Consider the following 13,787-nt stretch of genomic DNA (forward strand, 5'->3'; position numbering starts at 1 on the left):
GATCCGGTTACTGCATGCGCAGCACGAACCCGACCCCTCGAACCGTGTGCAGCAGCCGGGGGCCGCCGTTGGCCTCCAGCTTGCGCCGCAGGTAGCCGATGAACACGTCGACGACGTTGGTGTCGGCCGCGAAGTCATACCCCCACACCAGCTCCAGCAGCTGCGCGCGCGACAGCACCGCGGTCTTGTGCTCGGCCAGGACCGCCAGCAGGTCGAACTCCCGCTTGGTCAGGTCGACGTCGACGCCGTTGACCCGGGCCCGCCGGCCGGGGATGTCGACCTCCAGCGGCCCGACCGTGATGGTTTCCGACGACGACGTCGCGGTGGCGCCGCGGCGGCGCAGCAGCGCCTTCACCCGGGCGACCAGCTCGGCCAGCACGAAGGGTTTGACCAGGTAATCGTCGGCGCCGGCCTCCAGGCCGGCCACCCGGTCGTCGACCGAGCTGCGCGCGGAGAGCACGCAGACCGGGACGTCGTTGTCCATGGCGCGCAGCGCCGTGACGACGCTGACGCCGTCCAGCACGGGCATGTTGATGTCGAGGACGATCGCGTCGGGCCGGGTCTCGGTGGCGCTGCGCAACGCCTCGGCCCCGTCGACCGCGGTCGACACCTCGAATCCGGACAGGCGCAGCCCCCGTTCCAGCGAGGCGAGCACGTCGGAGTCGTCGTCAACGACCAAGACCCGAGGTGAGGTGACTCCAGTGTCCATGTCGCCCATTTTGCCGGATTGTTGGCCTCGGCTGCGGGAGGCCGACCGGGTCGGCGCCCTCTTCTCGCCGAGTCGCCCCGGGCGGGCGGGCTCAGGCGGCGCGCAGCGTGGCCGCGAACCCGAGACTTAAGCCACTGTCACGTTCGGCGGCGTGTCGTGTGCGTGGTGTAAGTGTCGCGGTAGCCGTATGGCGGCTCAGGGCAATCCGATGCGCCGATACCGCCGCAATCGCGCGGCCAGGCGCTCGTCGTCGGGCGTTCCGCGCAGCGCGTGCAACTCGGCGGCGATGGCTCGCGACAGCCGTTGGGAGAACTCCACCGGCTCGTCGGCGGCGTCCGGGCGCTCCGGCACGACGACGTCGACGATGCCGGACCGCAGCAGGTCGGCCGACCGAATGCCTTGGGCCGCAGCAAGTTCGGCGGCGTGCTCGGTGTCGCGGAAGACGATGGCGCTGGCTCCCTCCGGCGGCAGCGGCGCCAGCCAGCCGTGCAGGGCGGCCAGCACCCGGTCGGCGGGCACCATCGCCAGCGCCGGCCCGCCGCTGCCCTGTCCCAGCAGCACCGACACCGTCGGGGTGTCCAGCGTCACCAGCTCGGCCAGGCACTGGGCGACCTGGCCGGCCAGCCCGCCCTCCTCGGCGTCGGCCGACAGCGCCGGGCCGGCGGTGTCGATCACCAACACCAGCGGCAGGCGCAGCTCGGCGGCCAGCGCCATGCCGCGCCGGGCCTCGCGCAGCGAGGCGGGCCCGACCAGCCCGCCGGTGACCCGCTGCTGGCCGAGCACCACCGCGGGCTGACCGGTGAAGCGGGCCAGTGCCAGCAGCGTGGTCGCCGCCTCGCCCTGACCGGTCCCCGACAGCAGCACCCGGTGGGTGGTTCCATGCCGCAGCAGGTGTCCGACGCCCGGGCGGTCCGGTCGTCGCGACGCCACCACCGAGTCCCACGCCGGCACGTTGGGTATCGGCTCGGCCGGTCGCGGCGAAACGGGCGGCTCGGGGGCGTCGGCGATCACCGTCAGGGCGCGATCGACCATGCGTCGCAGCCCGTCCAGCGCGACGACGCCGTCGATCACCCCGTGCCGCTGCAGGTTCTCCGCGGTCTGAATCCCGTCCGGGAACGGCTCGCCGTAGAGCAGCCGGTACACGCGGGGCCCGAGGAAGCCGATCAGGGCGCCCGGCTCGGCGACGGTGACGTGGCCCAGCGAGCCCCACGACGCGAAGACCCCGCCGGTGGTCGGGTTGCGCAGGTAGACCAGGTAGGGCAGCCGGGCCCGCTTGTGCAGCCGGACGGCGGCGGCGATCTTCACCATCTGCAGAAACGCGACCGTGCCCTCCTGCATGCGGGTGCCGCCGGAGCTCGGCGACGCCAGCAGCGGCAGCCGCTCGGCGGTGGCCCGCTCCACCGCCGCGGTGATCCGTTCGGCGGCCGCCACCCCGATCGAGCCGGCCAGGAACCCGAACTCGCAGACCACCACCGCGATCCGGCGACCGTGGATGCGCCCCTCGCCGGTCAGCACCGACTCGTCCACGCCGGTGGCGCCGCGCGCGTCGGCGAGTTCCCGCGCGTAGGACTCGGTCGCCGGCACGGCCAGCGGCTCGGCGTCCCAGCTGACGAAGGAGCCCCGGTCCAGCACCGCGTCGCGCAGTTGGCCGGTCGTGATACGACTCACGCGACGAGGCTATATAGAAGACGGCTAGATAGGCTTGGCCCCATGATCGGTGTCACCCAGGCCGAAGCCGTCATGACGATCGAGCTGCGGCGCCCCGAGCGTCGCAACGCCCTGAACTCCCAGCTCGTCGAGGAGCTGCGGGAGGCGGTTTTGAAGGCGGGCGACGGGTCCACCCGCGCGATCGTGCTGACGGGCCAGGGCACCGCGTTCTGCGCCGGCGCGGACCTGAGCGGGGACGCGTTCGCCGCCGACTATCCCGACCGGCTCATCGAGCTGCACAAGGTGCTGGACGCCGCCACGATCCCGGTGATCGGCGCCATCAACGGGCCCGCCATCGGCGCCGGCCTGCAGCTGGCCATGCAGTGCGACCTGCGGGTCGTCGCGCCGGACGCGTTCTTCCAATTCCCGACGTCGAAATACGGGCTGGCCCTTGACAACTGGAGCATCCGCCGGCTGGCGTCGCTCGTCGGCCACGGCCGGGCCCGCGCGATGCTGCTGGCCGCGGAGAAGCTGACCGCCGAGACGGCGCTGCTGACCGGGATGGCCAACCGCATCGGGTCCCTCGAGGACGCCCAGGCCTGGGCCGCCGAGATCGCCGGCCTGGCCCCCTTGGCGATTCAGCACGCGAAGCGGGTGCTCAACGACGACGGCGCCATCGAGGAGGCGTGGCCGGAGCACAAGGAGCTCTTCGACAAGGCCTGGGCGAGTCAGGACGTCATCGAAGCCCAGGTCGCCCGCCTGGAGAAGCGACCGCCGAAGTTCCAGGGAGCCTGACCGGCATGGTGCGCGCCGCGCTACGACTGGCCGCCGGCACCGTCACACTGGCCGCCGGCGGTTGGGCGTTGCGCGCGCTGCACGGCGCACCGGCGGCGCTGGGCGCCCACCCGGCCTCGATCCACGCCGTGGCGCAGCGTTCACCGAACTACCGCGACGGCGCCTTCGTCAACATCGACCCGGCCACCTTCAACATGGACCGCGAGCAGCTCGCGATGATCGCGTGGGAGTTCGTCGGCGGACGCGGCAAGAGCCGCCCGACCGCGCCGATCCCGTTGGGCGCGCCGGGACTCTTCGAGGGTGAGCCGGGCCGGCTCGCGGTCAGCTGGCTCGGCCACTCCACCGCGCTGCTGGAGATCGACGGCTACCGGGTGCTCACCGATCCGGTGTGGAGCGACCGGTGCTCCCCCTCCGACGTGGTCGGCCCGCAGCGGCTGCATCCGCCGCCGGTGGCGCTCGAGGCGCTGCCCGCCCTCGACGCCGTCGTCATCAGCCACGACCACTACGACCACCTCGACATCGACACCGTCATGGCGCTGGCCCACACGCAGCGGGCCCCGTTCTTCGTGCCCCTCGGCGTGGGCGCGCACCTGCGCTCGTGGGGCATCCCCGAGCACCGCATCGTCGAACTCGACTGGCACGAGAGCCGCAACGTCGACGAACTCACCCTGATTTGCATGCCGGCGCGCCACTTTTCGGGGCGCTTCACGGATCGCAACACCACGCTGTGGGCGTCGTGGGGGATCATCGGCCCGAGCCATCGCGCCTACTTCGGCGGCGACACCGGCTACACCAAGAGCTTCGCGCAGATCGGTGCCGACCACGGACCGTTCGACCTGACCCTGATGCCGATCGGCGCCTACAACTCGGCCTGGCCGGACATCCACATGAACCCCGAGGAGGCCGTCCGGGCGCACCTGGACGTCACGGTCTCCGGCTCGGGTCTCCTGGTGCCGATCCACTGGGGAACGTTTCGGCTGGCCCCCCATCCGTGGGCCGAGCCGATAGAACGCCTGCTCGCGGCGGCCGAACCCGCCGAGGTCAAGGTGGCCGTGCCCGCGCCCGGGCAACGCATCGATCCGTCCGGTCCCGTCAGGTTCAACCCGTGGTGGCGGCTCTGAGCGGGTAGGTGCTGCGGCTAAAGTTTGCGGCCATGACGAAACGCGCGGCAGCGGCCGCTTTCGTGGCGGCCTTGCTGGCGCTGACGGGATGCGGGTCCGGTCAACCGGTGTCGAGCCCGCCATCCGCATTGCCCGACGCGAATCCCGATGAGGTGTCCGGCATACGGATTCCCGCGGGCCGCATCGACTACGCGATTTCCAAGGTCGACGGCCTGGTGCACGAGCTGATGAAAAGCACCGGCGTCCCGGGCATGGCCGTGGCCATCGTCCACGGCGGAAAGACGGTGTACGCCAAGGGGTTCGGCGTCAAGGACGCGCGCAGGGGCGACGGCCGGGACAACACGGTCGACGCCGACACCGTCTTCCAGCTGGCGTCGATCTCCAAATCCGTCGGTGCGACGGTGGTGGCGCACGAGGTGACCGACAACGTCATCGCCTGGGACACGCCCGTCGCATCCAAGCTGCCGTGGTTCGCGCTGTCCGATCCGTATGTCAGCAGCCACGTGACCGTCGCCGACCTGTACTCGCACCGCTCCGGGCTGCCCGACCACGCCGGCGACCCGCTCGAGGACATGGACTACGACCGGCGCCAGACGCTCGAGCGGCTGCGGTACATGCCGCTGGCGCCCTTTCGAATCAGCTACGCCTACACCAACTTCGGCCTGACCGCCGCGGCCGAGGCGGTGGCGGCCGCCGCCGGCAAATCGTGGGAGGACCTGTCCGACGAGGTGCTGTACCGCCCGCTGGGGATGGCGTCGACGAGTTCGCGGTTCGCCGATTTCCTGGCCCGGCCCAACCGCGCCGTCAACCACGTCAAGGTCGGCGACAAATGGGAGCCGCGCTTTCAGCGCGACCCCGATCCCCAGTCTCCGGCCGCCGGGGTGAGCTCGTCGGTCAACGACATGGCCCGGTGGCTGGCGATGGTGCTGGCCAACGGGACCTACGACGGCCGGCGGATCACCTCGCCGGAGGCCCTGCTGCCCGCCGTTACCCCGCAGGCCGTTTCGCGGCCTCCGGCGACGCCCAACGCGCGGGCCAGCTTCTACGGCCACGGGTTCGCGGTGTCGGTTAACTCGTCGGGCCGCACGACCTACAGCCATTCCGGCGCCTTCACCACGGGCGAGTCGACCAACTTCGTGGTGATGCCGTCCGAGGACCTCGCCATCATCGCCCTGACCAACGCCGCGCCCTTCGGCGCGCCGGAGACGCTGACCGCGCAGTTCCTGGACCTGGTGCAGTACGGGGAGGTTCGCGAGGACTGGGCGGCCGCGTACCGGAAGGCGATCGCCCCGATCAACAACCCCGAGGGTTCGCTGGCCGGCAAGCCGCCCCCGGCCAACCCGGCGCCGGCCAGACCGCTGGGCGACTACGTCGGAACGTACGCCAACGACTACTGGGGCCCGGCCGTCGTGACCGAACATGACGGCGTGCTGCGGCTGGCGCTGGGGCCCAAGAACCAGACGTTCACCCTCAACCACTGGGACGGCGACACCTTCACCTTCTCGCTGACGAACGAAAACGCCCCGCCCGGAACGGTTTCCAAGGCCGTGTTCGCCGGAAACACGCTGAGCCTCGAGTATTACGACAAGGACAAGCTGGGGAGCTTCACCCGATGAACCCGACGAGCTCATCGGTGACCGACGGCCTGACCGATGCCGAGGTGGCACAGCGGGCCGCCGAGGGCAAGAGCAACGCCGTGCCGCAACGCGCCACGCGCAGCATCGCCGACATCGTTCGGGCCAACGTTTTCACCCGCATCAACGCGATCCTGGGCGTGCTGCTGGTAATCGTGCTGACGACGGGCTCGGTGATCAACGGGCTGTTCGGCCTGCTCATCATTGCCAACAGCGTCATCGGCATGGTCCAGGAGATCCGGGCCAAACAGACGCTGGACGAGTTGGCGATCATCGGGCAGGCAAAGCCATTGGTGCGCAGGCAATCCGGGACGCAGCCGCTGCCGCCCGGCGAGGTGGTGCTCGACGACGTCATCGAGCTCGGGCCCGGGGATCAGATCGTCGTCGACGGCCAGATCATCGAGCGGGACAACCTGGAGGTCGACGAATCGTTGCTGACCGGTGAGGCGGACCCGATCGACAAGGAGGTCGGCGACGCGGTGATGTCGGGCAGTTTCGTCGTCGCCGGCACCGGGGCCTACCGCGCCACCAAGGTGGGCCCGGACGCGTATGCCGCCAAGCTCGCCGAGGAGGCCAGCAAGTTCACCCTGGTGAAATCCGAACTGCGCAACGGCATCAACCGGATCCTGCAGTTCATCACCTACCTGTTGGTGCCAGCCGGGCTGCTCACCGTCTACACCCAGTTCTTCACCACCAAAGCCGGGTGGCGGGAGTCCGTGCTGCGCACGGTGGGCGCGCTGGTGCCGATGGTCCCCGAAGGGCTTGTCCTGCTGACGTCGGTGGCCTTCGCCGTCGGCGTCGTCCGGCTCGGTCAACGCCGATGCCTGGTGCAGGAGCTGCCCGCGATCGAGGGCCTGGCCCGCGTCGACGTCGTGTGCGCGGACAAGACCGGCACCCTGACCGAGAACGGCATGCGGGTCTCCGACGTCGAACAGTTAGTCCCCACAGCACAATCCGTCGCCGACGTGCTGGCGGCGCTGGCCGCCGCCGACGCGCGCCCCAATGCGAGCATGCAGGCGATCGCCGAGGCCTACGATCAGCCGCCCGGCTGGATCGTCACCGCCACCGCGCCGTTCAAGTCGGCCACCAAGTGGAGTGGCGTGTCCTATCGCGACCACGGCAGCTGGGTGATCGGCGCACCCGATGTGCTGCTCGACCCGGCGTCGGCAGCCGCGGAGCGCGCCGAAGAGATCGGCGCGCAGGGGCTGCGGGTGCTCCTGCTGGGCTCCGCGGAGGTCGCCGTGGATCACCCCGATGCGCCGGGACGCGTCAGCCCGGCCGCGCTGGTGGTGCTCGAGCAGAGGGTGCGGCCAGACGCCCGCGATACGCTGGATTACTTTGCCGTGGAAGGTGTTTCGGTCAAGGTCATCTCCGGCGACAATGCGGTGTCGGTGGGGGCGGTCGCCGGCAAGCTCGGGTTGCACGGCGACACGATGGACGCGCGTCGGCTGCCGACGGAGACGGGCGAGTTGGCCGACGTGCTGGAGTCCTGCACCACATTCGGCCGGGTCCGGCCCGACCAGAAACGCGCCATCGTGCACGCCCTGCAATCGCGCGGTCACACGGTGGCGATGACCGGTGACGGCGTGAACGACGTGCTGGCTCTCAAGGACGCCGATATCGGTGTCGCGATGGGCGCCGGCAGCCCGGCGTCGCGGGCGGTGGCCCAGATTGTGCTGCTGGACAACCGATTCGCGACACTTCCGTACGTCGTGGGCGAGGGCCGTCGCGTGATCGGCAACATCGAGCGCGTGGCCAACCTGTTCTTGACCAAGACGGTGTACTCGGTGCTGCTGGCGCTGTTCGTGGGGATCGAATGCCTGTTTTCCGGTCCGTTGAAGGCCGACCCGCTGCTGTACCCGTTTCAGCCGATCCACGTCACCATCGCGGCGTGGTTCACCATCGGAATCCCGTCGTTCATCCTGTCGCTGGCGCCGAACAACGAGCGCGCACACCCCGGCTTCGTGCGGCGGGTGTTGACGGCGGCGCTGCCGTCCGGGCTCATCGTCGGCGTGGCGACCTTTGCCTCGTATCTGGTCGCCTACCACGGTCGCCACGCCACGTTCCAGCAACAAGACCAGGCCTCGACCGCGGCGCTGATCACGTTGCTGGTGACCGCGCTGTGGGTGCTGGCGGTGGCGGCGCGTCCCTACCAGTGGTGGCGGGTGGCGCTGGTGATCGCGTCCGGGCTTGCGTACGTGGTCATCTTCAGCATCCCGCTGGCGCGGGAGAAGTTTCTGCTCGACCCGTCGAATGTGGCGGTGACGTCGGCCGCCCTGGGCATCGGGGTGGTGGGCGCCGCCGCGATCGAGGCGATGTGGTGGATCAGGGCCCGGATCCTCGGCGTGCAACCGCAGTTGTGGGGTCGGCCGGTCGGAGCGGCCAAGTAGAATTTCCGGGAATCTTCGGGGTCAGTGGGGAAGGACGGCGCATGGGATTCCTGGACAAGGCGAAGGATCTGCTGTCGCAGAACGCCGACAAGGTGGGGACGGCGATCGACAAGGCCGGCGAGTTCGTCGACGAGAAGACGCAGGGCAAGTACTCCGACACCATCCACAAGGTGCAGGAGGAGGCCAAGAAGGCCGCCGACTCGGCCGCCAAGGGCGACCAACAGAACTGAGCGCATGGCAAAACTCTCCGGATCGATCGACGTACCCCTGGCGCCCGAACAGGCCTGGAACCACGCCTCCGATCTCTCCCGGTACAGGGAATGGCTGACCATCCACCGGGTGTGGCGCAGCACGTTGCCCGACGACATCGGCAAGGGCACCGTCGTCGAGTCGATCGTCGAGGTCAAGGGCATGTACAACCGGATCCGGTGGACGGTTGTGCGCTACAAGCCGCCGGAAGGCATGACCCTCAACGGCGACGGCGTCGGCGGGGTGAAGGTCAAGCTGCTGGCCAAGGTCGCGCCCAAGGACGACGGGTCCGTCGTCAGCTTCGACGTGCACCTCGGCGGCCCGGCGCTGTTCGGACCGATCGGCATGATCGTCGCCGCCGCGCTGCGCAGCGACATCCGCGAATCGCTGCGGAACTTCGTCACCGTCTTCACCGGGCCCGCGGGCCGATGAGTTTCCGGCTCGGCACCGGTCGATACGTGTGAACCCCGATCGCGGGGCCAGGAGTACCACACTTGAGGAGGTCATCGTGCCCATCCGTGACGGCGCCCCGCTGGGCGCTCCCTGCTGGATCGATCTGACGACGTCGGACGTCGACCGCGCCCAGGACTTCTACGGCACGGTGTTCGGCTGGACGTACGAGTCGGCCGGACCCGAGTACGGCGGGTACATCAACGCCGCCAAGGACGGCCATCCCGTCGCCGGCCTGATGGCCAACCGGCCGGAGTTCGGGTCGCCGGACAACTGGGCCACCTACTTTCACACCGCCGACATCAATGCGACCGTCTCCGCGATAACCGCCGCGGGCGGCACGCTGTGCATGGGACCCCACGAGGTCCCGGCCAAGGGCCACATGGGCGTGGCGACGGACCCGTCGGGCGCGTTCTTCGGGTTGTGGCAGCCGTTGGAGCACCGTGGCTTCGAGGTGATCGGCGAGGTCGGCTCCCCGGTGTGGCATCAGCTGACCACGCGCGATCACCGCGCCGCCGTCGACTTCTACCGCGACGTGTTCGGGTGGCGGACCGAACAGGTTTCCGACACCGACGAATTCCGTTACACCACAGCGTGGTTCGGCGACCGGCAACTGCTCGGCGTGATGGACGGCAGCGGCTGCCTCCCCGAGGGCGTGCCGTCGAATTGGACGATCTTCTTCGGGTCCGAGGACGTCGACAAGACGCTGCGGGTGATCGCCGACAACGGCGGTGCCGTGGTGCGGGATGCCGAGGACACGCCGTACGGTCGGCTGGCCGCGGCGACCGACCCGACGGGCGTCGTCTTCAACCTGTCCTCGCTGCAGAGCTAGCGTCGCGCGCCGCGTGGCGAGTGACGACCGGTCCGGGGCGCTATTACTGTCGAAACCGTGACTCGCCACCTGCGCCCCGGTTGGCTGGTGGCGTCGTGCGCCCTGGTGGTTTCGGTCAGCGCCTGGTTGCCCTGGCTGACGACCGCGGTCAACGGCGGCGGCTGGGCCAACGCCATCGGCGGTACGCACGGCAACCTGGAGCTCCCGCGGGGGTTTGGGGCCGGCCAGCTCATCGTGCTGCTGTCCTCGACGCTGGTGGTCGCCGGGGCGATGGTGGGCCGCGGCCTGTCCGTCAGGGCGGCTTCGATTGCCGCGCTGCTCATTTCGCTGCTCATCGTGGCGCTGACGGTGTGGTACTACAAGCTCAACGTCAACCCGCCCGTCTCGGCCGAATACGGGCTGTACGTGGGTGCGGCGGGCGCCGTCGGCGCGGTGCTCTGCTCGCTTTCCGCGGTGATCGCCGCGCTGACTTCCCGCCGGCTGCGCCGCTGAATTCTCAGGCGGGCGGGAACTCGTGCCGGCCCGAACCGGAGCTGTCGTCGGGCTCGTTGACGCCGAACACGAAGGGCGCGAACACCACCTCGCGGCCATCGGGGTCGCGATAGGTCACCGCGCCCGTCGCCGCCCAGTACGGGTGCTGCTCGACGGGCTGTATCGCGGCCGCGCGCAGGCGCGCGATGGCCGCCTGTTGCGCCTGTTCGTCCGGGAAGTACAGGCACAGCTGCTCGTGCGGATCCACCGCGACGGGGTCGGTCGACTCGACGATTTCCAGGGTCAGGTTCCAGCTGGGCAGGCCGAAGATCGCGCCGTTGCTGCCGTAGCTGGCCTCGAACGTCTCGTAGAGCGGCAGCCCCACCAGCTCGCGGTAAAACCGCACAGTCTCTTCGAAGTTCGACGAGCGGCGGGCGAAGCGGATGGCGCCGATCGACGCCAACTGTTCGGGCCAGTGCGTCGTGCGGCGGGATCCGGGGTACATCGTCACAGCCCGATCGCGCTCGCCGCCGACTTCGCGGTGTCCCAGCGCCGCAACTGCTCACCGGGCGCCCACGTTGAATGCGTACCGCTGGAAATACGTTCCGGCAGTTGAAGTTTGCACACCGGGCCGTCGCCGACCCGCGCCGCGTCGAAGACGAGGCAATACGAGGCGTCGGCGTTCATGTCCGTGGTCAGGGTGACCAGGTAGCCGTCGTCCTCGCTTGTCGCGCCCACCCGTGGCGCCATCGCGGTCTCGCTCCCGTAGACGCCGTCGCCGAAGGAGAATCCCTCCTGGCTTCCCGTGAGCAGATCGTGTTTGACCAGCCCGTCGAACAGGAACCAGCCCGGTTTTCCGGTGGCCGCGTAGGTGTAGCGGTACGGGGCGGCTGCGTAACCGGGGTTGATGGTGCCGAATTCGGTGATGGACTCGCTCAGTTGCTCCTCCTTGACCTCGCCGGTGACCAGGTTGAGGCGCCAGCGGTGCAGCCGGGCCTGCAGCCGATCCAGCGCAAGGAAGCGAAAGAGCTTCTCCCACTTGGTTCCGCCGGTGTCGATCGGTTGCGGGTCGCCCTCGAAGAACCCGTCGAGCACGATCTCGTCGCCGTCCTCGTAGGCGTTGGTGAAGTGCAGCACGAACGTCGGCTCGGCCTCGAACCATCGGATGTCGTCGGTGGAGCCGCGGCGCGGGATCACCGCGAAGCGCGACGGAACGTCGGGGTAGAAGCGCGGCAGGTGCACGTCGTGTTCGAGCAGCCTCGGATCCCAGAACAGCGGGAAATCGTTGAGGATCGCGTAGTTTTCGGTGAACGCCATGTCGTGCGGCAGCCGCGGGCCGGGCAGCGGGATGTCGACGTAGTGGGCCAATTCGTTGGCCTGGTCGACGACGCCGTAGCGCATGTAGGGCTCCTGCTTGCTGTAGTTGAAGAACAACAGCTCGCCCGTCTTGGTGTCGACCTTCGGGTGCGCGGACACGCCCCAGTCGACCGGGAAGCGCCCGTTCCAGGTTTCCTTGCCGAGGGTGTTGGCCGAATACGGGTCGATCCGGTAGAGGTCGCCGCACTGGTAGAAGCTGGTCAGCGCGACACCGCGGTGCACGATCACGTCGGTGCTCGACGCGTCCTTCATACGGGTGCGCGCGCCCCAGCCGTCTTCCCGCTTGGTCAACTGCACCGGCTCGGCCAGCCCCGGCCACAGCGGCCCGCCCGCCTCGTTCCCGGCAAGGAACCCGTCGGTGCGCACAAAGCGGTTGCGGTAGAAGACTTTTCCGTCGCAGAACCCGACCACGTGCAGCATGCCGTCACCGTCGAACGGGTGGTAGGTCTTCAACGCCGGGTGCAGCGGGTTCTCGGTGTTGCGGAGGTAGACGCCGTCCAGGTCGCGCGGGATTTCGCCCTGCACGGGGTCCAGGCCGTCGGCGTCCCACTCGGTGGTCTGGGGCCGCCACGGTCCGGTGCGGTAGGGGTGGTCGTCGTCTTCGGGCAGCGTGGACAGGAACTTGCCGACGATCTCAACATCCATGTCACGAGCCCTTGGTTGTGCTGACGACGAAACTGACCGTGGTGGCGGTGCTGCCGCCGAAGTTCAGGGTGCCAAAGGTTTTCGCGTCCTCGACCTGATACTCGCCGGCCGCGCCGCTGACCTGCCTTGCCGCGTCCAGCAGCATCCGCACGCCGGACGCCCCGACCGGGTGTCCCCCGCCGATCAGGCCCCCGCTCGGGTTGACCGGCAGCCGGCCGCCGATCTCGATCTCGCCGTTTTCGACGGCCTTCCACGATTCGCCCGGACCGGTCAGCCCGATGTGGTCGATGGCCAGGTACTCGCTGGGGGTGAAGCAGTCGTGCACCTCGATCCCGTCGAGGTCGTCGAGGGTCACCCGCGCGCGGCGCAGCGCGTCGAGCACCGCGGCCCGCACGTGCGGTAGCACGTAAGGATCGTCGGCGGCGCGGTCCAGCTTTTGCCGCAGACCCAGCCCGACGGTGCGGTGTCCCCAGCCGTCGATGCGACCGATCGGGCGCGCGTCCGGATGATCGCGCATGTAGGCGTCGTTCGCGAGGACCAATCCCGCGCCGCCGTCGGTCATTTGGCTGCAGTCGAACCGTCGCAGCCGGCCCTCGGTGATCGGGTTGGTCGTGTCGTCGTCGGTGATGGGGTCGGGGACCGTCCAGCCGCGGGTCTGGGCGTTGGGGTTGCGGCGGGCGTTGGCGAAGTTGAGCTGGGCGATGGCTCGCAGATGCGCGTCGTCCAGCCCGTAGCGCCGGTCGTATTCGTCGGCGATCTGCGCGAACATCGACGGCCACAGATAGCGCGCGTCGGCTCCCTCGTGTCCGGTCCACGCCGCGGCGCCCAGGTGCTGTGCGGCGGTGTCGCCGGGCACGGTTTTCTCCAGCTCGAGCCCCACCACGAGCGCGGTGTCGTAGGCGCCCGACCGCAGATCGGACATCGCCGCCAACGCCGCCACGCTGCCGGACGCGCACGCGGCTTCGTGCCGCGTGGCCGGCACGTCCCAGAGGCCGTCGCAGACCGTGGCCGGCATCGCTCCGAGGTGGCCCTGGTTGGCGAACATCTCGCCGAACGCATTCCCGACATGGACCACCCCGATGTCGGCGGCGTCCAATTCGGCCGACGCGAGCGTGCCCTCGACGACCTCGGCAGTCAGGGCGGCGAAGTCGCGGTTCTCCTTGGACAGGTTGCGGGCGAAATCGCTCTGGTAGCCGCCGAGGATCCACACGCGTGCCGAGTCATGCATAAGCCGCACGCTACTCCTGAATCGCACGCGTTCAGGCCTATCCGACACACGTGCAGTAGCGCGAAAAAGGCGGACCCGTCGGCTCTCGGGCTGAACCGACGGGACCTAGGTGCGCGCGTTGGCCGGCCGACGCGCACACCCGTCGTGGGCATTACCACCCGCGGCGAGCGGCAAACATCACCACCCGGCCGGTGGCCCCGCCGCGCGGCCGTGCTCGGCTGCCGGAATGCGGGCTTTCC

At 69.6% G+C, this 13,787-nt stretch carries 13 protein-coding genes; 8 read left to right on the forward strand and 5 right to left on the reverse strand.

What is annotated here, in order from left to right:
• Positions 1–7 precede the first annotated feature (7 nt).
• Both prrA and OQ968_RS01840 read right to left on the reverse strand, forming a co-directional pair.
• Positions 8–718 carry a two-component system response regulator PrrA gene (gene prrA / locus OQ968_RS01835; RefSeq protein WP_139329770.1) on the reverse strand — a complete coding sequence of 237 codons (711 nt, stop codon included), beginning with the start codon at positions 716–718 and terminating at the stop codon, positions 8–10.
• A gap of 186 nt (positions 719–904) precedes the next feature.
• Positions 905–2,377, reverse strand: a complete 1,473-nt coding sequence (locus OQ968_RS01840) for a carboxyl transferase domain-containing protein (RefSeq protein WP_324674067.1) — start codon at positions 2,375–2,377, stop codon at positions 905–907.
• A 42-nt stretch (positions 2,378–2,419) separates the two neighbouring features.
• Here OQ968_RS01840 and OQ968_RS01845 point away from each other — a divergent pair, with 42 nt between their 5' ends.
• From OQ968_RS01845 to OQ968_RS01880, 8 genes are all read left to right on the forward strand, one after another.
• Entirely contained in the window at positions 2,420–3,151 is a 732-nt protein-coding gene (locus OQ968_RS01845; RefSeq protein WP_324674069.1) for an enoyl-CoA hydratase, read from the forward strand.
• A gap of 5 nt (positions 3,152–3,156) precedes the next feature.
• Positions 3,157–4,272, forward strand: a complete 1,116-nt coding sequence (locus tag OQ968_RS01850) for an MBL fold metallo-hydrolase (RefSeq protein ID WP_324674071.1) — start codon at positions 3,157–3,159, stop codon at positions 4,270–4,272.
• A 32-nt stretch (positions 4,273–4,304) separates the two neighbouring features.
• On the forward strand, positions 4,305–5,888 hold the full coding sequence (locus OQ968_RS01855; RefSeq protein ID WP_324674073.1) for a serine hydrolase: 1,584 nt from the start codon (positions 4,305–4,307) through the stop codon (positions 5,886–5,888).
• Positions 5,885–8,296 carry a cation-translocating P-type ATPase gene (locus OQ968_RS01860; RefSeq protein WP_324674075.1) on the forward strand — a complete coding sequence of 804 codons (2,412 nt, stop codon included), beginning with the start codon at positions 5,885–5,887 and terminating at the stop codon, positions 8,294–8,296. The genes OQ968_RS01855 and OQ968_RS01860 overlap by 4 nt, the downstream gene beginning before the upstream one ends.
• Before the next feature lie 41 nt (positions 8,297–8,337).
• Positions 8,338–8,526 (forward strand): antitoxin, encoded by a 189-nt coding sequence (locus OQ968_RS01865; protein ID WP_324674077.1) that lies wholly within the window; start codon positions 8,338–8,340, stop codon positions 8,524–8,526.
• 4 nt (positions 8,527–8,530) lie between these two features.
• Positions 8,531–8,977: an SRPBCC family protein gene (locus OQ968_RS01870; protein WP_324674079.1), complete on the forward strand. Its 447-nt coding sequence runs from the start codon at positions 8,531–8,533 to the stop codon at positions 8,975–8,977.
• Between the two features lie 76 nt (positions 8,978–9,053).
• The gene (locus OQ968_RS01875; protein ID WP_324674081.1) at positions 9,054–9,827 is read left to right on the forward strand and encodes a VOC family protein; all 774 of its coding nucleotides are present in this window, start codon (positions 9,054–9,056) and stop codon (positions 9,825–9,827) included.
• Positions 9,828–9,884: 57 nt separating this feature from the next.
• A complete protein-coding gene (locus tag OQ968_RS01880; protein ID WP_324674083.1) occupies positions 9,885–10,319 on the forward strand; it encodes a hypothetical protein in 435 nt (144 codons plus the stop codon).
• A gap of 4 nt (positions 10,320–10,323) precedes the next feature.
• Here OQ968_RS01880 and OQ968_RS01885 read toward each other — a convergent pair whose 3' ends face one another.
• From OQ968_RS01885 to OQ968_RS01895, 3 genes are read right to left on the reverse strand one after another with little or no spacing between them, the layout of a single operon-like run.
• Positions 10,324–10,803 (reverse strand): VOC family protein, encoded by a 480-nt coding sequence (locus OQ968_RS01885; RefSeq protein ID WP_324674085.1) that lies wholly within the window; start codon positions 10,801–10,803, stop codon positions 10,324–10,326.
• 2 nt (positions 10,804–10,805) lie between these two features.
• Entirely contained in the window at positions 10,806–12,320 is a 1,515-nt protein-coding gene (locus OQ968_RS01890) for a carotenoid oxygenase family protein (protein ID WP_324674087.1), read from the reverse strand.
• Between the two features lies 1 nt (position 12,321).
• The gene (locus OQ968_RS01895; protein WP_324674090.1) at positions 12,322–13,548 is read right to left on the reverse strand and encodes an acetyl-CoA acetyltransferase; all 1,227 of its coding nucleotides are present in this window, start codon (positions 13,546–13,548) and stop codon (positions 12,322–12,324) included.
• Positions 13,549–13,787 lie beyond the last annotated feature (239 nt).

Origin of the sequence: Mycobacterium sp. 663a-19 (assembly GCF_035616495.1) — a bacterium.
Classification (GTDB): Bacteria; Actinomycetota; Actinomycetes; order Mycobacteriales; family Mycobacteriaceae; genus Mycobacterium.